Source organism: Sediminivirga luteola (assembly GCF_014639315.1).
Classification (GTDB): Bacteria; Actinomycetota; Actinomycetes; order Actinomycetales; family Brevibacteriaceae; genus Sediminivirga; species Sediminivirga luteola.
The window spans coordinates 111,856-137,435 of sequence record NZ_BMFY01000005.1 but is presented as its reverse complement, the minus strand read 5'-3'; the positions used below and the strand labels follow the sequence as shown (position 1 = coordinate 137,435).

At 69.1% G+C, this 25,580-nt stretch carries 11 protein-coding genes; 1 reads left to right on the top strand and 10 read right to left on the bottom strand.

Annotated features, from left to right (window positions below; all coding sequences use genetic code 11):
- Positions 1–106 precede the first annotated feature (106 nt).
- From IEW13_RS07225 to IEW13_RS07210, 4 genes are all read right to left on the bottom strand, one after another.
- Entirely contained in the window at positions 107–1,387 is a 1,281-nt protein-coding gene (locus IEW13_RS07225; RefSeq protein ID WP_188550276.1) for a LacI family DNA-binding transcriptional regulator, read from the bottom strand.
- Positions 1,388–1,460: 73 nt separating this feature from the next.
- Positions 1,461–2,522, bottom strand: coding sequence for a Gfo/Idh/MocA family oxidoreductase (locus IEW13_RS07220; protein ID WP_188550275.1), 1,062 nt, complete (start codon positions 2,520–2,522; stop codon positions 1,461–1,463).
- Positions 2,519–3,595 carry a Gfo/Idh/MocA family protein gene (locus IEW13_RS07215; RefSeq protein WP_188550274.1) on the bottom strand — a complete coding sequence of 359 codons (1,077 nt, stop codon included), beginning with the start codon at positions 3,593–3,595 and terminating at the stop codon, positions 2,519–2,521. Before IEW13_RS07215 ends, IEW13_RS07220 begins: the two co-directional genes overlap by 4 nt.
- Positions 3,592–4,476, bottom strand: a complete 885-nt coding sequence (locus IEW13_RS07210; protein WP_188550273.1) for a sugar phosphate isomerase/epimerase family protein — start codon at positions 4,474–4,476, stop codon at positions 3,592–3,594. The genes IEW13_RS07215 and IEW13_RS07210 overlap by 4 nt, the downstream gene beginning before the upstream one ends.
- 169 nt (positions 4,477–4,645) lie before the next feature.
- Between IEW13_RS07210 and IEW13_RS07205 the strand changes: the two genes are divergently transcribed.
- Positions 4,646–5,668 (top strand): LacI family DNA-binding transcriptional regulator, encoded by a 1,023-nt coding sequence (locus tag IEW13_RS07205; RefSeq protein ID WP_188550272.1) that lies wholly within the window; start codon positions 4,646–4,648, stop codon positions 5,666–5,668.
- A 76-nt stretch (positions 5,669–5,744) separates the two neighbouring features.
- On the opposite strand, the gene IEW13_RS07200 is transcribed toward IEW13_RS07205, so the two are convergent.
- The 6 genes from IEW13_RS07200 to IEW13_RS07175 form a co-directional block, all read right to left on the bottom strand.
- Positions 5,745–6,692, bottom strand: coding sequence for a sugar phosphate isomerase/epimerase family protein (locus tag IEW13_RS07200; RefSeq protein WP_188550271.1), 948 nt, complete (start codon positions 6,690–6,692; stop codon positions 5,745–5,747).
- Between the two features lie 235 nt (positions 6,693–6,927).
- A complete protein-coding gene (locus IEW13_RS07195; protein WP_188550270.1) occupies positions 6,928–7,824 on the bottom strand; it encodes an ATP-binding cassette domain-containing protein in 897 nt (298 codons plus the stop codon).
- Between the two features lie 11 nt (positions 7,825–7,835).
- Positions 7,836–8,906 (bottom strand): ABC transporter permease, encoded by a 1,071-nt coding sequence (locus IEW13_RS07190; RefSeq protein ID WP_188550269.1) that lies wholly within the window; start codon positions 8,904–8,906, stop codon positions 7,836–7,838.
- 42 nt (positions 8,907–8,948) lie between these two features.
- Positions 8,949–9,941 (bottom strand): substrate-binding domain-containing protein, encoded by a 993-nt coding sequence (locus IEW13_RS07185; protein WP_373283556.1) that lies wholly within the window; start codon positions 9,939–9,941, stop codon positions 8,949–8,951.
- Positions 9,942–10,166: 225 nt separating this feature from the next.
- Positions 10,167–10,895 (bottom strand): DUF11 domain-containing protein, encoded by a 729-nt coding sequence (locus IEW13_RS07180; protein WP_188550268.1) that lies wholly within the window; start codon positions 10,893–10,895, stop codon positions 10,167–10,169.
- Positions 10,892–25,279, bottom strand: a complete 14,388-nt coding sequence (locus IEW13_RS07175) for a ricin-type beta-trefoil lectin domain protein (protein WP_188550267.1) — start codon at positions 25,277–25,279, stop codon at positions 10,892–10,894. The genes IEW13_RS07180 and IEW13_RS07175 overlap by 4 nt, the downstream gene beginning before the upstream one ends.
- Positions 25,280–25,580: the final 301 nt, after the last annotated feature.

Sequence of the window (25,580 nt, the reverse complement as noted above, 5' to 3'; positions counted from 1 at the left end):
TCCGCGAAACTGGTTTTGAACCGGTTCAAACACACGCTACGGCTGCGGTGGCGGAGGTGTCAATGCCCGGCCGGAGCCGCCGCTGAAAAGGAATCCGCCGGTTGTCCTAGGCGGAGTCCCTGACGATGAGCTCGGGGCGCACGAGCACGTCCTCTGTCCCGGGCGAGGCGACAGCGTGCGCACCGCCGAAGCGCGCGGAGCGGGGAGCGCTGGCGGCGCCCCTGCTCTCGCCGATAGGGCTGCTGACATCGCGGAGCGCATCGGAATCGCCGGCGCCGGGAGCGCTGGCGTTCCTTGCGCCGTCACGCGGGAGGCCGGCGTGACGGGCGCCGTCCGGGTCCAGCGCCAGCAGGAGCCGGGAAGCGGCACGGCGGCCGACCTCCGCGTTGCGCGGATCGATCGTGGTGAGCGAGATCCGGTGCAGCCCGGCCAGGTAGGTGTTGTCGAACGCCGCCACGGCCAGGTCGGCCGGCAACCTGAGCCCGGCCTGCTCCGCGGCGGCCTGCACACCGATGCCGGCCAGATCGTTGACCGCGATCACGGCGGTGGGACGGGGGTCGAGACCAGCCAGCTCGGCGCCTGCGCGGTAGCCGGACTGCTCGGAGAAGTCCGCGCGGGCGACGAGTGCCGGCATTCCGCGGGCCTCCGCCTGCGCCAGGTAGGCCTCCAGGCGCAGCCGTGAGACCTCACCGCCGGCGCCGCCGACGAAAGCGATCCGCTGGTGACCTCGCCCGGTGAGGTGGTCGAACAGGAGGGCCATCCCGGCGTCGTCGTCGGCGCGCACGGACGGGTGGGCGGAGCCTTCCGGCGAGACCGCGCTGGCGTACACCACGGGGGTGGCGGACGGCAGGCCCGAGAGCAGGGCCGTATCGGCGATCGTCCCGATGACCAGGACGCCGCGGGGGCGCAGATCCCGGAACATGGCGATGACCTGCTCGTCGGCGATGCGGTCCGCGCCTCCTGTGGCCCCCGGCACGCGGAGTCCGCCCGGCCCGCGGGCTGAGGCACCGGAGCCCGCCTGGCCGCCTTCTTCGGGGTTTTCCGGGGCTCGGCCTTCCGGCCTGGCTTTCGTGGCACTGGCGATGAGGGCGTAGGAACCGTGCGCGTCGAATTCCTGGCGCGCCGCGTCGGCGATCTCCGCGAAGAGCGGATTGTGCAGATCGCTCAGCAGGATCCCGATGAACGACGAGCCGTCCGCCGCCAGGGAGCGCGCCACGAAGTTGGGCCGGTAGCCCAGGCGGTCCGCCGCGTCGAGGATCCGCGCGCGCCGCACCGCGCTGACCCGGGCGGGATCCTTGAACGCGAGCGAGACCAGGCCCGTGGACACGCCGGCCTCAGCGGCGACATCCCGGATCGTCGCCCTCCCGGTCCCCCGTGCGCTGCTCATTCCCGACATTGTGGCACGAGCCACGCCTGCCCCTGCCAGACCACCGCCCGGAAGCGCCACAGCGCGGCGGGGTTCAGTCGCTCGCCACGGTGACCGGCTGGCCGCCGGAGCGCAGGGAGCGCACGGCGGCATCGGCGACCCGGCTGGCCCGGAGCCCGTCCTGAAGGGTGGCCAGTTCGCCGCGGCCATCGCGGCCCCGGATCAGGTCGACCCAGGCCTGCAGCTCGCGGCGGTAGGCGTCTGCGAAACGCGGCCGCCAGTCCTCGGCGTAGCGGTAGCCGGAGACGAGGTCCTGGTCCCGGCGCAGCACGGCCGGTTCGATCAGGCTCAGCGCACCGGTCTCGCCGATCAGTTCGCACCGGATGTCGTAGCCGTAGCGGGCATTGAGGAAGATGTCGATCGTCACCAGCGTCCCGCCGGCGGTGCGGGCGAGCAGGAGGTGCGGATCCTGCAGTCCCTCGGGCGCTCCCCCGGAGGCGTTCCCGGCGCGGTATTCGATCTCGGTGAGCGGTTCGCCCAGCAGCCAGGGCACGATGTCCAGGTCGTGGATCGCGGAGTTGGTGATGGCGCTCTCGGAGTCCGCGCCGGGCCCGGATGAGACGCCGCGGCCGATGGAGTGCACCACGAGAGGGCGGCCGATCCGACCCGCTGCGAGATCGGCCCGCATCTGGGTATAACCGGCGTCGAAGCGGCGCATGAATCCCAGAGTGACCAGGTCCGCCCCGGCCGCGACGTCCCGGGCGACCGCGCTGGCCTCCGCGAGCGTGGGAGCCAGGGGCTTCTCGCACAGCACGGGTTTTCCCGCCGCCACCGCGGCCCGCACCAGCTCCGCATGCGTGGAGTCGTGGGAGGCGATCACGACGGCGTCGACGTCTGCGGCGGCGATGAGCGCCTGCGCGTCCGTGTCCGTCGCAGCTCCTGGGACCTCCGCCGCCACCTGCGCGGCCCGCCCCGCATCGACGTCGGCGATGCGGCTGACGACGGCCCCGGAGACCCAGCGGTCGAGGGTCCGCGCGTGATCCGCTCCCATGATGCCGGCGCCGATGACGCCGACCCTGACGCCGTCGCCCGCCGGTCGCACGTTCCCCGGCGAGGGGCCTCCCGCCGCGGCGATTCCAGTGGTGATGTCCGTCATCGGCCCTGCTCCTTGCTCTCGGCGCAGCCGTCCCCGGCGCGCTTCTCTACCCCGCTCGTGTCGCCGGTCTGCGCGCGGATCAGGTCCAGCAGCCGGAGCGTCACGACCGAGTCGTCCAGCCGTCGGTACGGGGTCTCGGGAAGCGAGGCGCCGATGCAGCGGGCCGCTTCCAACGCCTCGTGGAAGAGGCCTTCGTGGCGGACATCGGGCTCCTCCCAGCGCAGCGACCGACGGCCATCGGCGGAGCGGAGCACAAAGCCGCCGGGCCCGTAGAACGGTTCCTCCAGCTGCACCGAGGCGGCCTCTCCGGCCAGATAGGCGCGAGTGGGCGTGAAGCTCTCCAGCGAGGAGTGCACCTGCCCGAGGGCGCCGCCGGCCCAGCTCAGGGTCGCCATCGTCTGGGCGTTCACGCCGCCCGGATACGCGCGTCCTCGCGCCTTCACCTCGTCCGGCAGCCCCTGGATCCAGGTGGCGAACCACGCGGGGTAGGTCCCGAGGTCGAGGATGTCACCGCCGGCCAGACCGGGGTCGAAGATGCGATGACCGGGGTCGAAGTACTCGCCGATGTCGGCGGTGAGCGTGTGGATGGCCCCGAGCGCGCCGTCGTCGAGCAGTTGCCGGAGGACATCGGTCTTCGGCAGGAACGCCGACCACAGCGCCTCTGCGGCGAACAGCCCCGTCCGGCGCGCGGCGCCGGCGATCTCGGCGGCCTGCGCGGCGTTGACGCCGAGGGGCTTTTCCACCAGGACGTGCTTGCCGGCTTCCAGGGCGAGCAGCGCGTGGTCGCGGTGGCGGCCATGCGGAGTGGCCACATAGATCACGTCGACGCCCGGGTCCTGGACCAGGGACTCGTCACTGCCGTGGGCTCGCGGGATGCCGTGCCGGCTGCTGAACCGCCGGGCCCGCTCCGCCGAGCGGGATCCCACGGCCACGATCTGCTGCGTGGTGTTGCGCCGCACCGTGTCCGTGAAGCGCTCCGCGATCCACCCGGTCCCCAGGATCCCCCATCGCAGAGCCGGGACCTGACCGGGGCCGGGGGTCCTGGGTGCCGGCAGCACCCGGGGGAACGTCATCGGCCCTGGCCCGCCGCGCCAATGAGCTCGGCCAGCTTCTCGCGCTGGTAGACGGAGGTCTCCTCCGCAGTCTCGTCCTCGGCGAAGACGTTCGAGCAGACGATGGCGTCCTCGCGCTCCAGGAAGCCCGTCCGGCTGAGCAACCCGAACAGTTCCTGCCAGTCCACATCGCCGTCGCCGATGCGCAGATGCTGGTGCACCCTGGCCGGGTTGCCCGGCGGATTGGTGATGTACCGCAGGCCGTGGGAGCGGGTGTGATCGAAGCTGTCGGCGGTGTATACCGCGCCGAGGCGGTCGCCCAGTTCGGGGATGAGCGTGGTGGCGCGATTGCCGTAGTGGAAGGTGTGGGAGGCGACGTAGACGAAGCCGATGTGCCGGGAGTTCAGGCCGCGGATGATCCGCCAGGCGTCCAGGCCGTCCTCGACGAAGTCGTCCGGGTGGGGGTCGATGTTCACCTTCAGGCCCGCGGATTCGATCAGCGGGAGCAGTTCCTCCATGGAGCGGTAGAAGCCCGCTTCGGATTCCTCCGCCCGCTCGGGACGGCCGGAGAACTCGGTGTTGATGACCGGGATCTCGAGCTGCTCGGCGATCCGGATGATCCGCTTCCAGTACCGCACGGCGGCCTCGCGGAGGTTCTCCTCGGGCCAGGAGATGCGGTGCACCGGCAGCAGGGAGGACAGGCCGATCCCGGCGTCTGCGGCGCGTTTCTTCAGCTGGGCGACGTAGGCGTCGTCGGCCCGGGGATGCCCGAAGAACGGCATGAAGTCCGGGTGCGGGGTGATCTGCAGGTGCTCGTAGCCCAGTCGCGCGGCGACGTCCGGGAAATCCAGGAAGTCATGGGTGGCGTGGAAGGGGGTGGGGTCCAGGGCGATCTTCACCATTGAATTCGTTCCTCTCCTCGGCACAGCGTGCAGGGTCACATCGGCGTGAGCCCTGGGCCGGATTTGTTGGAGCGCTACAACGCCAGGCTAGCCAGGATACTTTGTCCTGTCAAAGGTGGGGACCGGGAGCGGCGCCGGGGGTGGCGCGGCACATGAGAGACTATGCTCCATGCCGCGCCGTCCGACCATCTACGATGTCGCCGAGCGCGCCGGCGTCTCTAAGTCCCTGGTCTCCCTCGTGCTGCAGGACTCCCCGAAGGTCAGCCCGGCGCGCCGGGCCGCCGTCGAGCGCGCCATCGCGGAGCTCGGCTATCGGCCCAGCCGCCTGGCCGCGTCCCTTGCCGCGCGCCGCAGCCGGAGCATCGGCGTCATCATCGACGACTTCGAGAATCCCTGGTTCGTCGATCTGCTCGCGGGGATGCGCCGGGCGCTGGCCGATCACGGCTATCACGTCTCGGTCGCCGATGCCGCGCTCAACGCGCATCTCGGCCTGTCTGCGCTGGAGGGCTTCGTCTCGCTGGACGTCGACGGCGTGGTGATCGCCAGCGAGCAGAGCCTGGACGGCGCGATACGCGTCCCGCACGTCGTGGCCGGCAACCGCACGGACCCGCCGGCCGCGGCGGACATCGTCGCCGACGACGATACCCTCGGCGCCGCGATGGCGGTGGAGCACCTGGCCGGCCTGGGGCACCGGACGATCGGGCACCTGGCCGCCGACAGCGGGCCGGGCGCATTGCGGCGCGAGGCGTTTCTGGACGCCTGCCGAGCCCGAGGTCTGCAGGGGGTGCTCACCGCGCATGCGCACCCCACATCGGAGCGCGCCGGACGGACGGCGGCGGACCAGCTCCTGGACCACCGCCCGGAGCTCACCGCGGTTTTCGCAGCGAACGACGTGATGGCACTCGGCGCGCTGTCAGCGGCGCGTGAACGCGGGCTCCGCGTCCCGCAGGACCTCTCGGTCATCGGTTACGACGACGTTCCCCTGGCAGGCAGCGCGTACATCGATCTGAGCACCGTGGACAATATGAGCGCCGAGGTGGGCGAGGCGGCTGCGGCTGCCCTCCTGGACCGCATCGACGGCGCCGGCCCGTCCGAACCGGTGCGCCGGCTGATCCCGCCGCGGCTGGTCGCCCGCGGCACCACCGGCCCGGCACCTGGCTCACGGCCGGGGAACCGCTCACCGGACAGCTGAGAACGGTCAGGGCGCCCCTTGAATACACCGGGCACCCTGACCGTTCCGCCGGACCGCGGGAGACCTGCGGGCCGGGTCAGCGGCGCCGGGTCAGGGGCGAGCAGCCGAAGATGTGCTCGCGGGTCCGGGTGGCGATCTTCAGGGGCACGTCGATGTCGACGCCGGGCATGTCCTGTTCCACGATGGCGAAGATGTCCGGATCGATGGCAGCGACCGCCTCGATGATCGGGCCGAACTCCGGGATGCCGGCCGGCGGTTCGACCATCACCTCGGCGGCGGCATCAGCGAAGGGGGTGTCGTTCTTGAGCACCTCGAACAGCAGCTCGGGGTCCACCTGCTTCAGGTGCAGATAGCCGATGCGGTCCGGGTGCTCCTGGATGAGCCGCAGATTGTCGCCGCCGTAGTAGGCGTAGTGCCCGGTGTCGAGGCAGAGGTTGACATACCTCGGATCGGTCAGCTCCAGCAGCCTGACGACTTCCCGCCTAGTCCCCACATGGGAGTCGGCGTGGGAGTGGAACTGCTGCCGGACGCCGTATTCCTCCCACAGCGCCTTGCCCAGACGTTCCTGGCCGCGGGCCAGCCGGCCCCACTGCTCCGCGTCGAGGATGCGCGGCTCGAGCGCCTCGCCGGTGAGGTCGGAACGCCACATGTCCGGGATGACCACGATGTGCTCGGCACCCAGCGCATGAACCAGACTGCCGACCTGCACGGCCTGGTCCCAGGCGCGCTGCCACTGCTCGTCGCCCTTGTGGAAGCCGGTGAAGACGGTGCCCCCGCTGAGCTTGAGGTCGCGTGCGCCGAGCTCGTCCTCGAGCTGGTGCGGGTCCGTGGGCAGATAGCCGTAGGGGCCCAGCTCGATCCAGTGATATCCGGCGGCCTGCACCTCGTCCAGGAAACGCTGCCACGGGATCTGCCTGGGGTGCTCGGGGAACCACACGCCCCATGAGTCGGGGGCCGTGCCGATGCGCAGGCCGCCCCCAGAAGACGCAGGGGACGCCGGACCGCCGGTAGCCTGTTCGTTCACACTCTCACCTCGTCGTGATCATCGGCGCCGCCCTCAGCGCCGGACTTTGTCCTATCATAACTCGGATTGGACCGCTCCAACACGGGATACAGGAACGGCGGCCGGTGTTTCCACCGACCGCCGCGCGGGAAGCCGCAGGCGCCGCCCGGAACTTCCGGGATCGTGCACAAATTCCGTGTTTCCTCACCCGGAATTTATGCAGCAGGCCGGAATCAAGCGGGACCCCCTCCGGCCCTCAGCTCTTGGCAGGGGCCTGTCCGGCGTCCAGGTCGTCCAGTCCTGCTTCGACGTCCTTGAGCGCGTCCTGGGCACCGGGAGAGCTGCTGTGCTCCAGCTCGTGAGCCAGCTCCTCCAGCTCGGCGCCACCGGCCATCAGGCCGGTCAGCTCCTCCAGGGAGATGTCCTTCTTCTCCTGGTAGGCGATGGCGCGTCCCCGCTTGAGCACCAGGAAACGGTCGCCCACCGGGTAGGCGTGATGCGGGTTGTGGGTGATGAACACGACCGCCAGGCCACGGGCCCGGGCGTTCACGATGTACTTGAGCACCACACCGGACTGCTTCACGCCCAGCGCCGCGGTGGGCTCATCGAGGATGAGCACCTTGGCGCCGAAGTACACCGCCCGGGCGATGGCGACACACTGCTTCTCACCGCCGGAGAGCTGCCCGATGGGCTGATCCACATCGCGCAGATCGATGCCCATATCGGCCAGTTCCTTCTTGGTGATCTCCTTCATGCGCTTCACGTCGAGGCGCTTGAAGGGACCCCAGCCCGTGGTCAGCTCCGAGCCGAGGAAGAAGTTCCGCCAGATCGGCATCAGCGGCACCACGGCCAGGTGCTGGTACACCGTGGCGATGCCCAAGCCCAGCGCGGCACGCGGCGAGCTGAGCCGCAGTTCCGTGCCGCTCATCATGAACTTCCCGTCGGTGTGCTCGTGCAGACCGGCGATGATCTTGATCAGCGTGGATTTGCCGGCACCGTTGTCGCCGAGCACGCAGGTGACGCTCCCGGCGTCGGCCTCCATCGTGACATCGCGCAGGGCGATGATGTTGCCGTAGTGCTTGCTGACGTTCTCCAGCTTCAGCAGCGGGGTCCCGGTCTCGGTCGTCTCCCGCTCGGATGTTGCCGTGGTCATGCAGATCCCTCCTAGGACTCCGACCGCTTCTTCACGGTGAGGTTGATGACGGTGGCCACGAGCAGCATCAGGCCGAGGAAGAACCGGAACCAGTCGGCGTCCCATCCGGCGTAGACGATGCCGCGCTGCGACATGCCGAAGATGAAGGCGCCAATGGCCCCGCCGATCGCGGTGCCGTAGCCACCGGTCAGGAGGCATCCGCCGACCACCACGGCGATGATGTAGAAGAACTCGTTGCCGATGCCCTCGCCTGACTGCATGGTGCCGAAGCCGAAGAGCAGGTGCATGCCGAGCACCCAGGCGCAGAAACCGACTGCCATGAACAGGCCGATCTTGGTCGCGGTGACCGGGACGCCCACGGCCCGGGCGGCCTCCGCGTCACCGCCCACGGCGTAGATCCAGTTGCCGACGCGGGTCCGCATGAGCACCCAGGTGGCGACCAGGACCATGCCGAACCAGATGAACACCGTGGAGTTGACGTCCACGCCGAACACCGGGATGCGCGCGGCGAAGATCGACCGGCCCAGTTCGAAACCGTCCATAGTGGAGATGGGCGGGGACGAGACCGAACCGCCGATGAGGCGGGTGAGCGCCAGGTTGAGACCGGCGAGCATGAAGAACATCGCCAGCGTCACGATGAAGCTCGGGAGCTTGGTCTTGATGAAGATCAGCCCGTTGATGAAGCCGATCAGCAGCGAGACCACGAGCGCCATCGCGACGCCCACCCACACATTGGTGGCGAAGTACCAGCTGAACAGGGACGCCACGAGGCCGGAGCTGATGGCCGCCACACCGGTGGAGAGGTCGAACTCACCACCGATCATCAGCAGGGAGACACCGACCGCCATGATCCCCAGGGTCGAGGCGCTGTAGAGCACGTTCGCCTGGGCGGCGGGGCTGATGAACACGTCGGACACGATCGCGAAGAATACGAACAGCGCAGCCGCGCCGACGAGCGCGCCAAGCTCCGGGCGCCCCAGCAGGGTCCTGAACAGTGATCGTTTCGCGACGCGCTCATCGGCGCCGGCCCCGCTACCCGCCGGAGGTGCGGCGGTATCGGGTGTCGCAGTGGTACTACTCATCGGTTCTCTTCCGCCCCTTAGATCTGCCAGTTCTGGCGTCGGTTACCGGATGCCCTCTTCGGCGTACGCGAGGACGTTCTCGATGTTCTCCCCGTCGACGATCGCAGGACCGGTCAGCACGGGCTGTCCACCGCCGGGGGTGAAGCCGCCACGGTGGTAGGCCCAGATGGCGTCCACGGCGGAGTAGCCCTGCAGGTACGGCTGCTGATCGACCGTGAAGAGCACGCGCTCGTCGGCGATGGCCTGCGCCAGTTCGGCGTTGAGGTCGAAGGACGCCACCGTGATGTCCGAGCCGGTCTCCTCGACCGCCTCGATGATCGTCATCGTGAAGGGAGCGCCCAGGCCGACGATCGCATCGGCGTCCGAGGTCTGCAGGCTGGACGTGACGGTGGACTTCACCGAAGGCATGTCCGTGCCCTGCACGTAGAGGATCTCGGTCTCCGGGAGCACCTCGGTGACACCGGCGCAGCGATTCTCCAGCCCGACGTGGCCCTGCTCCTGGATCACGCAGATGGGCTTCTCCAGCCCTTCTTCCTGCAGCCGCTCACCGAGCGCCTCACCGGCGATGCTCTCGTTCTGACCGAAGTGGGTGATGACACCCATATCGGCGAACTCCTCCTCGCCGGCGTTGATCGAGATCACCGGGATGCCGGCGTCCACCGCGCGCTCGACCGCGCCGCTCATCGCGTCCGCCTTGGCCAGGGTGACGACGATGCCGTCCACACCCTGGTCGACCGCCTGGTTCACCAGCTGCGCCTGACGCGCGCCGTCCGGGTCGGAGGTGTACTGCAGGTTCACATTGTTCTTGGTCGCGTTCTCCTCGGCGCCCGCACGCACGATGTCCCAGAAGGTATCACCGGGTGCGGCGTGGGTGATGAGCGAGACGTTGATCTCCGGGGTGCCTGCCCCTTCACCGCCTCCGCCCTCGCCTCCGGCGGCCTCTTGCCGGCCGCCCTCCGAGGAACAAGCGCTCAGGGTGAGCGCCGCTGCGGCCGTCGCAGCGACCGCCATCATCATCGTCGACTTCTTGGCCACGTCTGATCTCCTTTGACAGTTCCGTGTTGCCGCGGTCACGCCCTTGGACCGTCATTGGATAATCACACGGCACGCCAACTATTGTCAATACATTTTCTCAATAGTTGGTGCGGTCGATGCCACACCGTGACCAAGCCGCCGGGCGCGGCGGCTGATTCACAGACACGCGGAAGCGGCCGGGACATGAGACGTCCCGGCCGCTTCCGGCGCTGCGTGAGCAGGAGACTACACCGCCGCTGCGGTCTTCTCCCCGTCCTTGCCCTTGCTGCGCTTGCCCGGCTTCTTCCGGAGCCAGAAGAACGCCAGCACCGCCAGGGCCGCGACGACCACGGCGCCGCCGATGCCCCACAGCCAGGCCGCGAGTCCACCGCCCTCGCTCTCCAGCTGCTGCCACGCCGAGGCACAGGCCGCGGCATCGCCGCCGGCGCTCTCGTAGACGCAGACCGTGGAGGAGAACTGCTCGCCGCCAGATGCGGCGGGAGCGTCCTCCTGCTCGACTTGCACCAGCCGGCCGCCCTCCACCTGGGAGGCGCTACCGGCACGCACCGTGTGCGTGAGGGAAGCGGTCTCGCCCGCATCCAGCTCGAGCGTCCACACGTGCTGGCTGCCCTGCACCTCGCCTTCCGGATCTGCGCTGACGTGCTCGAACCCGGCCGGCAGCATCTGAACCACCCGCATCTCGTCGAGCGCCTCGCCCTCATTGGTGACGGAGATCGCGTAGGCGACCTCGTCGCCGGCGGACAGCGTGTCCTCGCGGTCCGGGGTGATCTCCACGGTGAACCGGCCGGGGTCGGTCCCCTCCTCCGCCTCACCGGCTGCCGCCGGGGAAGCCAGGAGGAGGGCGACCACCAGGGCCATGAGTCCCACCAGGGAGTGCCGGAGCATCGCCGTCCCTCCGGCGGTCCGCTCATCGTGGTTCCGCGTCTGACCGTACATGGGGCCTCCAGCCGTCATACCGTGTCCCTCCTCCGGCGGACTACCACCATGATAGCCAGGCCAGCCAGCAGGAGCGCGATCCCGGCCGCAAGGAACCCTGCGATCATCGCACCTGTCCGGGGCAGATCCGGTGCCGGCTTGCCCGGGTCGCCCGGATCACCGGGAGGAGCCGTCGGCGAGGGACCCGGCTGCGTCGGATCCGTCGTCGGGGACGGTTCCGTCGGCTCCGTCGGAGACGGGGTCGGGGGCGTGGGCTCCGTCGGCGGCGTCGGCTCCGTCGGGGTCGGCGTGGGCTCCGTCGGTTCCGTCGGAGTGGGCGTCGGCTCGGTCGGCTCGTCGCCGATCGTGGTCGCCACCCAGGTGTCGGAGTTGTTGCCCTCGACGGGGTCTCCCTCGTCGAAGACCGTCGCCGTGCCGCCCGGCAGCGTGGCGTTCACCGGGGCATCCGCCTCGACCTCAAGCGCGATCACCTGGCTGAAGGACTGCACGGCCTGGAAGGCGCGCACCTGGTCCGGGTCTGCGGAGACCGCTGCGGCAGTGGCCTCCGGCAGGTCCACATCCTCCGGCCAGAGCAGCTCGTCGACCACGCAGGTGACCGTGAGCCGGTCCTCGGCGACGGAGCAGCCTTCCGGCTGTCCGCCGGTCTGGGCCAGCACATCCTCCGGCATGGTGATCTCCACCGTCGCCTCGCCCTCCGGCACCGCGCTCGGCCCGAGGTTGACGACCTCGTAGGTCATGGTCGTCTCCGAGCCGGGCGGGACCGGCCCCTCGGCGTCCTGAGCCGTGATGGCCAGGTCCGAGATCCGCTCGCCCACGCCGCCGGGGACGCCCTCGGCGGTGTCGGTGTTGTTGGCCAGATCCGGATCCGGCGTGGCCGCGCTGACGGTGGCCTCGTTCACGATGGCCTCGTCCTCGCCACCGGCGTAGTCCGGAGCCAGGCGGACCGTCAGCACCAGCTCGAGTTCCTCGCCGGCTGGCAGGGACTCGGCCAGGTCACAGCTGACCGTGCCGTTCTGCGGAGCGCACTGGACGCCGTCGCCCTCGGCCGAGACGTAGCTCAGCTCGGCCGGCAGGGTGTCCACCATGGTGACCTCGGACGCATCGCCAGGACCGAGATTGCTCACGGTGATGATGTACCCGAAGGTCTCCCCCGGTGCGATCGGGCCCGCCGTCTCATCAGCGAACTCCTTGGTCAGGGCGAGATCCGCCACCTCCGTCGCATCCGGGTCGACCACGGTCCCGACGGTCGTGCTCTCGTTGTTGCTGAGATCGCTGTCGGGCGTCTCCGCTGCGACCACGGCGGTGTTGGCGATCTCGTCGCCGTGACCGGCCTCGTCCGAGACCTCCACTGTGAGGGTCACGCCCCGGGTGCCACCCGGCGCGATCTCACGGAAGTCACAGGTCAAGGACTGGCCGTCCGCATCGCAGAGCTCGGGCTCCTGGCTGATCAGGGTCAGCCGCTCGTCGAGCTCGTCGGTGACCACCACGCCCGTCGCGCGGGACGGTCCGTGGTTGACCACGTCGATCTCGTAGACGACCTGACCACTGGCCACCAGGACATCGGGCCCGGTCTTGACGATCTCCAGATCCGCGTCCGACTCGCCGACCGCGTCCTCCAGGGAGGCCGAGGCGAAGTTGTTGTCCGTATCGGGATCCGCCGTGGCCGGCTCGGCTACCGCGTTGTTCACCACATCCGAGCCGTCGCCGCGGTACGCCGGGTCGAGCAGCACCTCGGCGGTGAGCTCGGCGCTCTGGCCGGGCTCCAGCGACGGGATCGGGGCGCAGGTGATCGTACCGCCCAGCAGAGCGGTAGTGCCGGTGCAGTCCTCACTGGACATGTAGGCCAGTTCGGCCGGCAGATCGTCCGTCACCACGATGCCGCGCGCGGTGGACGGCCCGTCGTTCGACACGGTGAAGACCACGCTGACGGTCTGGCCCGGGGCCACCTGTCCGTCCGTGACGAATGCCTTCTCCAGGGAGACATCGGCCTCGGCGTCGCCGGTGCTGCCCGAGGGGACGACCGCCCGTGCCTCGTTGTTGGACAGATCCGGATCCTCCGTCTCCGCCGTGACCGTGGCGGTGTTGACGATGTCCGAACCGTCGCCGGTGTAGGACGGATCGATCCGCACCTCGATGACGACGCTGATCTCCTCCTCCACGGAGAGGGAGCCCAGCTCACAGGTCACGCTCGCGCCGTACTCCCCGGGACCGGTGCAGTCCTCGGAGGAGACGAAAGACAGCGTCACCGGCAGCTGGTCGGTCACGACGATCCCCACCGCCAGCGACGGGCCATTGTTGACCACCCGGAGCTCGTACTGGAAGGTCTCGCCCGGGGTGACCGGTTCGCTCGTCACCGGCGTCTTGTACAACGCCAGGTCCGCGGAGCCGTCTCCGACGACATCGGAGATGTCGGTCGGCTCGGAGATGACGGGCTCGGAGGACGGGGAGTCCACCTCGACCTGGTTCACGATGTCCGTGCCATCACCGGTGTACTCCGGGTCGACGATCACGGTGATCGGGACCTCGACCCGCTCGCCCGGCGGGATCTCCTCGATCACGCAGGTCACGGTACCGCCGTCCTCGGAAAGCTCGCACCTGGGGTCCAGCGTCTCCGGGTCGACGGTCACACCGTCGGGCACCGGGTAGGTGATCGTGACGTCACGAGCCGTGGAGGGGCCGTCGTTCTCGACGATCACGACGTAGTCGAAGTCCTCCCCCGGAGCGATCGGCGCTCCGTCCGGAGTGCGGTTCTCCGTCTCCACCGTCAGCTCGCTGCGCGGATCGGTCACATGGTCGCCCATGTCCACCGGATCGGCCGTGACCGGCTCGGAGGACGGGGAGTCCGCGCTCGGCTCGTTGACGATATCCGTGCCGTCACCGGCGTAACCGGGATCGACGATCACGGTGATCGGGAACTCGACCGCCTCGCCCGGCGGCAGCTCGTCCACCGTGCAGGTGACCGTACGACCGTCACGCGAGAGGGTGCAGTTCTCCGGCACCTCGGTCACCTGGAGGTTCTCCGGCACCGGGTAGGTGACGACGACGTCCCGCGCGGTGGAGGGCCCGTCGTTGCCGACGGTGATGATGACGCCGGCCTCCTCACCGGGTGCCACCGGCTCCCCGTCGGGCGTCACGATCTCCGTGCCGATGGTGAGCTCGGAGCGCGGCGGTTCCACGGTCCCGTCCGGGCCGGGCAGGCCCGCGGTGTCGCGGTTGTTGATCGTGGTGAGGTCCTCGGTCACCGAGGTCACCACGGCCAGGTTCTCCACATCGGTGCCGCCGCCGCGGTAGTCCGCGTCCAGCTGGACCTCGAGTCCGAGGACGGTCTCCGCGCCGGAGGCCAGCGTGCCCACCTGGCAGGTGATCTCCTGACCGTCGGCGGTGCAGGTCTCGTCCGCGGAGACGAGGCTCAGCTGAGCCGGCAGAGTGTCCGTGACGGTCACGCCGGTGGCCGTGGACGGACCGGCGTTGGCGACGGTCAGCTGGTAGCCGAAGGTCTCGCCGGCGGAGATCGGATCGCCGAGGGCCTCCTTGACGATCGAGACATCGGCATGCGGCTGACCGGCTGGGACGCCCGCTGAGTTCTGGTTGTTGCCCAGATCGGGGTCGGCGGTCTCAGCGGAGACCTGGGCGATGTTCTCCACATCGGAGCCGTCGCCGGAGTAGTCGCCGGACAGCTGCACCGTGAGCGTGACCTCAGCGGATTCACCGGCCGGGATGCTCTCCACCTGGCAGGTGACGGTCTGGCCGTCGACGCTGCAGTCACCATCGTGGGACGAGTGACTCAGCTCGGCCGGCAGCGTGTCGGTGATGGTCACGCCGCTGGCGTCGGACGGCCCGTCGTTGGCCACCGTGAGGAGATACTCGAAGGTGTCGCCGGGAGCGACCGAGCCCTCTGAGCCGAGGCTGCCCGGTACCACCGACTTGTCCAGCCGCAGGTCCGCCTGGCCTTCACCGATGTGCCCGCCGGTGTCCACCGGCTCGGCGGTCACCGGATCGGAGGTCGGCGAGTCCGCGGTGGGCTGGTGCACGATGTCCGTGCCGTCACCGGTGTAATCCGGGTTCAGGATCACCGGGACGTCGATCTCGACACTGCCGCCGGGCGGGATCTCGTCAATGGTGCAGGTGACGGTCCGGCCGTCGTCGGACAGCTCGCAACGCGGGTCCAGCAGCGCCGGATCCACCGCGATGCCCTCGGGCACCGGGTAGGTGACGACCACATCGCGAGCGGTGGACGGCCCGTCGTTGCCGACCGTGATGATCACGTCGAAGCGCTCGCCCGGCGCCACCGGCTCATCGCCGGGGGTGCGGATCTCGGTGCCGACGGTCAGGTCCGAGCGCGGATCGGAGGTCGCGCCGCCGGGCACCTGCGCGCTGGCCTCGTTGTTGTCGAGGTTCGGGTCCGCGGTGTCCGCGGCCACGGTCGCGGTGTTGGTGATGTCCGCCCCGTCACCGCTGTAGCTCGGGTCGATCCGGACTTCGATCACGAAGACGGCGTCCGCCTCGACCGCCAGGGTTCCGGCCTCACAGGTGACGGTGGCACCGTACTGGTCCGGCGTGCCGGTGCAGGTCTCCGACGAGACCAGCGCCAGGCTGTCGGGCAGCTGGTCGGTGACGACCACGCCGACGGCGACGGACGGACCGTTGTTGACCACGGTCAACTGGTACGAGAAGGTCTCCCCCGGTGCCACCGGATCGCTCGTCAGCGGCGCCTTGGTCAGCGCCAGATCGGCCGAGCCCTCACCGACCGCGTCGCTCATGTCGACCGGGTCGGAGGTGACCGGATCAGAGGAGGGCGCGTCCACGGTCACCTGGTTCACGATGTTCGTGCCGTCACCGGTGTACTCCGGATCCAGGGTGACCGGCACCGTGATCTCCACGGTGCCCTCGGGCGGCAGCTCGTCGATGGTGCAGGTGACGGTCCGGCCGTCCTCGGACAGCTCGCAGCGCGGGTCCAGGCGGTCGGGATCGACCGTCAGGTGGTCCGGTACCGGGTAGGTCACCGTGACCGGCTGCGCCGTGGAGGGGCCGCCGTTGCCGACGGTGATGATCACATCGGCGTCCTGACCCGGGGCGATGGGCTCACCACCGGGCGTCTGGATGCCCACCCCGACGCTGAGGTCGGAACGCGGGTCGGTCACGTGCCCGCCCATATCGACCGGCTCGGAGCTCACCGGCTCGGAGGAGGGCGAGTCCACCGTCGCGGTGTGGGAGATGTCCGTGCCGTCGCTGGTGTACCCGGGGTCGAGCCGCACGGTGATGGGCAGTTCCACATCGCCGCCCGGCGCGATCGAGTCGATCACGCAGGTGACCGTCCGCCCGTCCACGCGGCAGTTCTCCGGCACTGAGACGAGCTCCACATTGTCCGGCACCTCGTAGACGACCGTGACGTCCCGGGCCACCGAGGGACCGTCGTTGCCGACGCGGTGGACGACCTCGAACTCCTCACCCGGGGCGATGGGATCGCCGCCCGGTGTACGGACCTCGGTCTCCGTGGTCAGCTGGGACTGCGGAGCGGCCGGTGCGCCGTCGGGGCCGGGAAGCCCCTCGGTATCGCGGTTGTTCGCCGAGTTCAGGTCGTTCGTATCGGTCTCCACCACGGCGGTGTTGACCACGTTCGCGCCGTCTCCCTGGTAGCCGGGTGCCAGCTGCACCGTGATCACATAGCTCAGATCGTCGCCACCGGCGGGCAGTGAGCGGACCGGGCCGCAGTTCACGGTCCCGCCGAAGCCCTCTGCCGGGCCGGTGCAGTCCTCGGACCCGACGAACCGCAGCTGCGAGGGCAGGGTGTCCGTCACCAAGACGTTCCGCGCGGTCGAGGGGCCGGCGTTGGCGACCGTCAGGGTGTAGTCGAAGGTCTGCCCCGGGGCCACGGCATCGCCGACGGCCTCCTTGACGATGGAGACATCGGCGTGCGCCTGTCCGGCCGGCACCGAAGCGGTGTTGGTGTTGTTCCCCTCGTCCGGATCGGGCGTCGTGGAGGACACCGTCACGGAGTTGACGACGTTCGCGCCGCTGCCCTCGTAATCGCTGTCCAGCTCGACGGTCAGCGTGATGACCTCGCTGGCGCCCGGCGCGAGCGCACCCAGGTCGCAGATGACCTCGCTCCCGGCGGCGTCGCATTCGGCGCCTTCGGCGGAGATGAAGCTCAGCTGGGCCGGCAGCGTGTCGACCACCTGGGTGTTCGCAGCGGTGGAGGGACCCTCGTTCGCCACGGTGATCTCGTAGTCGAAGCTGTCGCCGGGAGCGACGTCCTGAGCGGTAGTCGACTTGTCGATCCACACATCGGCCGAGGCCTCGTCGACGATCCCGCCCAGGTCGGCGTCGCTCGTGCCGGTCCCGGGCTCGGGGTCAGTCGTGCTGGACTCCAGCGTGACCGAGTTGACCACGTTTTCGCCGGTGCCGACGTAAGCCGGATCCAGCTGCAGGATCACGCTGTAGTGCAGGCGCTCGCCGACGCCGAGGGTCTCGGCGGTCGGGCAGGTGACGGTGGCGCCGTACTCCCCGGGCGTGCCGGTGCACTGCTCGGAGGAGACGAAGGCGAGCTGGGACGGGAGCGGATCGGTCACCGCGACGTCGGCGGCGTCCGAGGGGCCGCGGTTCTCCACCGTCAGGTCCATCTCGACGAAGCCGCCCGGGACGATCTGGGTCTGGCCCGGATCATCGCCCGCCGCCGTCATCGTCTTGGTCAGCAGCAGGTCCGCCAGCGGCTCGCCGGCAGGCGCGCCGTCCTCCACCTCGGAGCTGGTGTTGCCCGGGTTCGGGTCGGTCGTATCGGACTCGACGGTCGCGGAGTTCGGCAGATCGGAACCGTCACCGGTGTAGGAGGAGTCCAGGCGGACTTCCAGCTCCAGGGTGATGCTGCTGCCCGGTGCCCAGGCTCCGCCCGAGTAGGCGCAGGTGACGATCTGGTCCTGCGCGTCGCAAGGCCACGCCTCCTGGTTGCCTCCGACGAAGGTCAGCCCGCTCGGGAGGGTGTCGATCACCCGCGGGTTCACCGCGGCAGAGGGGCCCTCATTGGCGACCTCCAGGATGTAGACGAAGGTTTCGCCCGGCGTCACGGGATCCTGGCTGGCCAGGCTCTTGTTCAGCGAGAGGTCCGCTTCCGGATCCGCCGCACCGCCGCCGGGGAGGCTCGCGCTGGCGGCGTTGTTGCGCTGCAGCGGGTCCGGGGTCTCGGAGTCGGCCCGGGCCTGGTTCAGCACGTCTTCCCCGCTGCCCGCGTAGCCCGGGTCGAGCTGCACGGTCAGGACGACCTCGAAGCTCTCGCCGGCTCCGAGGGTTTCCACCGGGGAGCAGGTGACATCGTCGCCGAAGGCCTCGCCGTCAGCTGTGCAGTCGACTGCCTCGGAGGAGGCGGAGACGAACCGGAGGACGCTGGGCAGGTCGTCCGTCAGCACCACGCCGGTGGCGACGGCCGGGCCCTCGTTGGCGACCGTGATGAGGTAGTCGAACTCCTCACCCGGGATCACGCGGTCCTCACCGACGGCTGTCTTGGTGGTGACGATGTCCGCGGACACCTCCACCGCGGGACCCGTGGAGGTCGTCGAGGTGTCGTCGCTGGTGTTCTCGGTGCTGGTCGTCACCGAGCCGCTGTTCACCGGCTGGTGGCCGGCCGGGGTGTCCGGGCTGACGGCGACCGTGATCGGCACCTGGATCTCCTGGCCTGCCGGCACGGAGCCGATGGTGCAGGTGACCGTCTGGCCTTCGGCGGTGCAGTCCCAGTCGGGATGCGGCACGAACGTCAGGCTCGGGTCGAGCTCGTAGGTGATCGTCACGTCCTGCGCATCCGAGGGGCCCTCGTTGCGCACGGTGACGGTGTAGGTCGCCTCCTCGCCGGCGTTCAGGGAGGCAGGCGGGGCGTCGGTCACGGATACCGAGGCGATGGCCTGAACGGTCAGCGAGGCGGAAGCGACGTTGTTGCTCTCGTCGTCGTCCTCGGCGGCCGAGGAAACCGTCGCCTCATTGGTCAGGGTGGTGCCATGCGGCACGGAGGATGCCACTGCGACGTCCAGCACGACCTGGGCGGTCCCGCCCTCAGGCACTGTGCCGATCGGGCAGGTGACCTCCTGGCCGGACTGCGTGCAGTCGGCACCGTCCGAACCGTAGAGCGCCAGGCCCTCCGGCAGGGTGTCCGTGATGACCACCTCGGTGGCATCCGCCGGGCCGTGGTTCTCCACGGTCAGCGTGAACGTGCCGTTCTCACCGGCGGTGACGGGTGCTTCCGGAGCTGTCTTGCTCAGCTCCAGGTCCGCGACGGCTTCGGAGACCGCGCCCGGGGGCAGGGTGACCTCCGCGTTGGGGGTGGATCCCTCGGGCATCGCGGTGGAGGAGGTGACGCTGGCGCTGTTCTGAATGTCCGAGCCGTCACCCGGGTAGGACGGGCTGAGGCGGACCTCGATGGTGTGCTCGACATTCGCGCCCACTGCCAGCGTCTCGGCAACGTCACAGGTGACCTGGCCGCCGTAGTAGCCCGGGTCGCCGGAGCAGCTCTCGGAGGAATGGAACGCCAGCACGGCCGGCAGCTGGTCGAAGACCTGCACGTCGCGGGCCACCGAGGGGCCGTGGTTCGTGACGGTCAACGTGTAGCTGAAGGTCTCACCGGGCCCGACCGTGCCGTCCACGTTCGCCACCTTGGTCAGTTCCAGGGCCGCTTCGGGGTCACCGCTGGTGATGACCGAGTCGTCGACGTTGTTGTCCCCGTCCGGATCCGCGGTGGCGGAGGAGACCGTGGCCTCGTTCACGATATCGCCGTCGGAGGGCAGGTAGTCGTCGTTCAGCTCCACCGTGATGGTGTAGCTGGCCGGCTGTCCGGGTGCGACGCTGCCGACGGCACAGGTGATGGCACCGCCGTCGGCCGGCGCGCAACCGTCCTCGGAGCCCACGAAGGTCACTGCATCCGGAAGCGGATCGCTGATGACGACGCTCTGGGCGGTGGACGGGCCCGCGTTCTCCACCGTGAAGGTGTACTCGAAGGTATCGCCGGGGCGGACCTGCGAGGAACTGCTGAACTTGTCGATGCTCAGATCGGCACTGGGCTCGGCGGCCGGGACCGGCGGGGCCTCCGCGGTGTCCGCCGGCTCCTCACCGGTCTGCTCGGAGAAGACCGCGGCGGTGTTGATGATGTTGCCGCCGTCGCCGGTGTACTCGGGGTCGAGCACGACCGTGACGACCACGGGACGAGAGTCCGGTGGGACACTGCCAAGATCACATTCGACCAGCTGCGCATTGCCCTCGGACGCGGAGCACACGCCGCCGGCGTCCGGCACGAAGGTCAGCTGCGGGGGCAGCAGATCGGTGATGGTGACATTCGTCGCCGTGGAGGGGCCGCTGTTCACCAGGCTCAAGATGTAACTGAACTGCTCACCGGGCACGACGTCCTGTCCGGGGTTGGCCAGCATCTTGTTCAGCGAGAGGCCTACCTGCGGGTCGCCCAGGTTCGGCGCAGCGGCCGAGGACTGGTTGTTGCTCCCGTCCGGATCGGTGGTGGTGGAGTCGACGGAGGCGGTGTTCACCAGATCCGCGGCGGAGCCGGTGTAGCTCGGGTCGATCTGCACGCGGAAGTAGTAGGTCACGGACTCGTTCGGCGCGAGCGGATCGGTGTGCTCGCAGGTGATGGTTCCGCCTGTGGCGCTGCAGCCGCCGCCCCAGACCAGGGAGAGGCCGGCCGGCAGGGCGTCGGTGATGGTGAAGTCCGCCGCCGTGGAAGGACCGGTGTTGCTGACGGTGACCTCGTAGTCGAGCATCTGACCGGGCGCCACGTCCGAGGTCGTGGTCAGGCGCTTCTCGATGGTCAGATCGGCCTCGGCCTCGCCGACGGCCACGCCCTGGTCGGTCAGGGAGATGCGGTCGGTTGCGCTGTCCTCGTCGTCCTCGTTCCAGCCGTTGGGGTAGGCGGAGGTGACGGTGGCGCCGTTGAAGATATCGGAGCCGTCGCCGGTGTACCCGGGGCCGATCTGTGCGTAGATGTCCAGAGTGCGGGGCTCGGGCTCGTTAGGCGGAAGCGAGGAGGTGCCGATGGCTGCCGGACCGCAGACGAGCACCTGGGAGTCGTCCTCATCGAGGACACAGCCCTCCGGGTAGGAGTAGAAGCTGATATCCCCTTCCAGGGTGTCCGTGACCTGCGGACCGGGAGCCACGGAGGGACCGTGGTTCATCATGGTCAGCCGGTAGTGCACGATGCCGCCGGGACGGGCGTCGGCTTCCACGACCGTCTTGACGAGTTCGACGTCGGCCTGGCCCTCGTGCAGGTTCGGGATGCCCTCGAAGACGGCGACGCTGTTGGTCGTCGCCGGGTCCACCGTGCGCGGATCCTCGTCCTCGCCCCAGGTGTTCGGGTCGATCTGGTCCGCAGTCACCCAGGCGCGGTTGACGATGTCATAGCCATCGGCCGGCTGCTCCGGGCTGCCGTATGCCGGGTCTAGCTGGACCTGGATGGTGAAAGTGTGGTTCGCTCCCACCGCGAGTTCGGGCAGGGTACAGATGACGTCACCGCCGAACTCGGCATCCTCGTCGAGAGTGCATTCCGGGTCCGTGCCGGCCGAAACGAAGGAGACCTCGGCGGGCAGCATGTCGGTGATCTCGACTTCAGTGGCATTGGAGGGGCCGTAGTTGACGACCGTCACCTCGTAGGTGAACTCCTCACCGGGCGCCACGCCGTCGGCGATCGGCGGCTCGTCCTTGTAGACGGCCAGATCCGCCTCGGCGTCGCTCACCGTCGGAGCGGCCGCTTGCGCGGTGTTGTTGTCCTCGTTCGGATCCGGGGTGGCCGGCGTGACGGTGACCTCGTTGACCAGGTTCTCGCCGTCTCCCTCGTAGCCGGGGTCGATCTGGGCGACGATCGTGTACGACACCGTCCCATCCGGGGCCAGGCTGGTGATGGTGTCGCAGGTGACCGCGCCGGACTCATCGGCGGAGCAGCCGGTGCCGGAGACGAAGGTCAGACCCGGAGGCAACTCGTCCTCGACGACGATGTCCGTCGCGGTGGAGGGGCCTTCGTTGGTGACGTTGATGTGGTAGGTGAGTTCCTGGCCGGGAACCACATTGCCCGTGGTGGCCAGGTACTTCTCCACCGCGACATCGGCGCTGGCCGGCAGCACCTCCGGCAACGGTGCCGGATTGGAGAAGTTGATCGCCTCGGCGTTGTCGGCGACCGCGTTTGCGGTGTTCACGACGTCCATGCCATCGCCCGCGTACTCGGGGGCCAGCCGGACCGTGATCTGGAAGACCTGGCTGGCGTTCGGCGCCAGGGAGCCGATGGTGGGGCAGGTGACAGTGCCCCCGTAGTCGCCTTCCGTGCCGACGCAGTCGGTGCCGGAGGAGACGAAACTCAGCTCGTCCGGAAGCGGATCGCTCACCACGACGTTCTGCGCGGCGGACGGGCCGTTGTTGGTGACGACCAGCTCATAGGAGAAGGTACCTCCCGGCGGGATCGCCTGCTCCGAGGTGACAGTCTTCGTGAGCGCCAGATTGGCCTCGGAGTCACCCGTGACGATGGGCTCGGCGGTCGTGCTGTTGTTGGACTCGTCCGGATCGGTCGAGGTGGAGGCCACGGAGGCGGAGTTCTGGATGTCCGTGCCGTCACCGGTGTAGGCGGGATCGAGCCGCACGGTCAGCACGATCTGCGAGACCTGATCGACGGCGAAGTCACCGCCGATGGAGCAGGTGACCAACTGCTCGTCCGCGCTACAGGTCTTGTCCCCGGCTCCGGAATGCGTATAGGAGACGTAGGTCAGCGTCGCGGGGAGAGCATCGGTGACGGTGACCGGGCCGGTGGCGTAGGAGGGACCGGCGTTGGTGACCTCGAGGGTGTACTCGAAGGTGGTGCCCGGCACGACGGGATCGCTGGAGGGCGTCTTGCTGATCGCCATGTCCGCCTGGCGCGCGCCGGTGGTCAGGGACCAGTTCTGAGTGTCATCGGAGGCGATCGGGTCGTCTTCGTTGATCACCGTCACGGTACCGCCGCCGTAGGTGGCGTTCTCAGACGCCGAGGCCGGGACCTGGTAGGTGAACTCGTAGGTGAGTTCCTCTCCTACAGCGACGCCGGCGGGGACCTCGCAGATGATCTCGGTCTCGGACTCAAGGGTGCAGCCCTCGGGCATGTCCGCGTCGGTCAGGACGGCGTTCTGCGCCGGGGTGACCAGGACCGTGACGCTAGTAGCGGCAGTCGAGGCGGACGGGCCGTGATTGACGACCGTGGCCGTGATCGTACCCGTCTGGCCGGGCACGACGTTCGGGGTGGTGCTCACCGATGAGACGGCGAAGTTGCTGGCGACATCCCCGATCTCGAAGACCAGATCGGTGGTGTTGTTCGCCGGGGCGGTGTCCAGGCTGTAGTTCACCACACCGGTGCCGGTGAGCGTTGTGTTCGGCGCCGCGTCGGGGGCGGCCGTCGCCTGAATCTGGAACGTCGTGCTGGATCCGTTGGCAAGCGTGGAGATGGTGCAGACGATGCTGGTGCCGCTTCCGGGCTCACAGGCGCCGGGACCCTCACCGAAGGTGACGCCCTCAGGCGGAGTCAGCACGACAGTCGCGTTCTGGGTGATCGCGGCCGGGCCGTTGTTGGCGACCACGACGTTCAGCGTGCCGGACTCGCCCGGAGCGAGGTCCACCGGCTCGGCGCTGATCGCCAGATCGGACAACGCACGCACGTTGACGGACTCGGAGTCCGAGGCCGTACCCGCGTTCGTGGTGCCCGAGGGCATTGTGACGGTGGCTGTATTGGTGATAGTCGTACCAGCGGCCGAGTCCGCGACCGTGCCGGTGATGGTGTAGGTGATCGTGGCGCCTGGCGAGAGCGAGATCGTCTGGCTGATGTTGTTGCCGGTGCCTTCCGAGCCGCCGCAGGTGGCGGCGCCTGTGCTGGCGCAGGACCAGGTGACGTCGGTGAGCGATGTCGGCACGTCGTCGGTGAAGGTGGCGCCCTGGACGCGGTTCTGCCCGTCATTGGTCACGGTGACCGTGAACGTGACCTGGTCCCCGGGGTTGACGTCCCCGCCGACCGGCCGGGCCTTGTCCACGCTGACGGTGACCTCGCTGCGGATCTGGAGGTTATTGGTCGCGGTGTTGTTGCCCGGAGTAGGGTCGGCGTACTGGCCTGTGACGGAAGCCGTCGCGGTGATCGCGCCGACGGATGAGCCGGCGGTCTGATTGGCCGGAACTGTACCTACCAGCCGGAACTCTGCCGTCGCGCCGCTGTCGAAACTGGACGGTCCCGTGCATGTCCGGCCGCTCGTGTCACAGGTCCAGCCATTCGGGCCGGTGATGCTGCTGACGGTCACTCCGGAGGGAACCGAGAAGGACACTCGCGGAGACCCGGCGGCGCTCGGGCCGTTGTTGGTGAGAATGTAGGGCAGGCTGAACTGCTGGCCCGAGTTCACCAGGCGCGTGAGCTCCGCCGAGCCGGACGTGGTCATGGCCAGATCCGTCTGGAACGCCGCGACCGTCACGGTGGTACACGCCTGGTTGTTGGCCGTGGCCGGATCGAAGGTGAGCTGGCTGGTCTGGGTGCCGCAGATCTGGTAGACCGTGCCCGGTTGCGCGTTCGCCGGGACCGTGCCGCTCACCTGGACGGTGCCGGTGTTGCCCGGCCGCCAGATGGTGTTGTCGCCCGCATTGCCGTTGGTCGGGAAGGTCAGGGTGGTTCCGGAGAGGGTGGCGTTCTGGTAGGCCTGCGCGGCGGTGCCGCTGCGCGTGGCGGTAGCGCTGAGCGCGAACGTACCGCTTCCGGAGGTGGTGTTGGCCCGCACCTCGAAGCGGTTGTAGTAGGCGGACTGGGGGCCGGCGGCGTTGACCGTGTACGTCACGCTGACGGATTGTCCCGGCTGGGCGGTGACGTTCTGGCTGGCCGCGCCGCCTGCGACGGAGGCGCTGGAGCTGACGCTCATGTCAGCGGCGCCGATGGAGAACGACTGGTAGTCGTTGATTCCGGTCGCGCCCGCGGAGCAGCCCCAGTTCACGATCCGGTCGCCGGCGCGGATGACGCCTCCGGTGGTCGAGATATTGGCGCAGAGGTTGGCGTTGGGGTTGTAGAAGCCGCCGGCGGAACGGCCGGAGGCGTTGTTGCGCCAGTAGTCCCAGATGGCGTTGGGGTCCTGGGTCCGGCAGGTGGCCGTCAGCCGCAGCTGCTGGTCCGCGCTGCGGTTGCCGTAGTTGTCCACGCAGCGCACGGTGCCGGTCTGGTAGCCGTTGAGGAAGATGCGGTTGTCCTCGGTCACGACCCAGCGCTGCAGGGGATTGTCCGGGTTGCAGGGCTGGAGCGTGATGAGCGCCTGGATATCGGTGTTCGGCACCGTCCAGCACAGGCCGGTCGCCGCGGAGGCGCGGATCTGGGTGTTGCTCACGGTGCCGTCGACGGTGGACGCCTGGGCGGGTTCGTCGTTGAGCACGGGAAGGAACTGCATCGTGCCGAAGACGAGGACGAACAGTGTGCCGAGTATTCCCCAGCGCCTCAGGTTTCCTCGTCGTCCTCGTGCCCAGTTGCTGTGCCGCATCCTACGACCCCCGTCGTGTTGCCACCTTGTGCGTGCATCGTCCCGGTGCGGAACGCGCACCGTTCTCAGGCTCTCAGAGATCGTCCAGTTTGGGGACAGGCGTTTCCAATTCGCTATCGTCCGCAACGGTCGCGGTGACAACTTCTTCGCCAGGGGCAGGCCATTCGCACGACACGCACGGAACCAGACAACACTGCTGGTGAGAGACGCG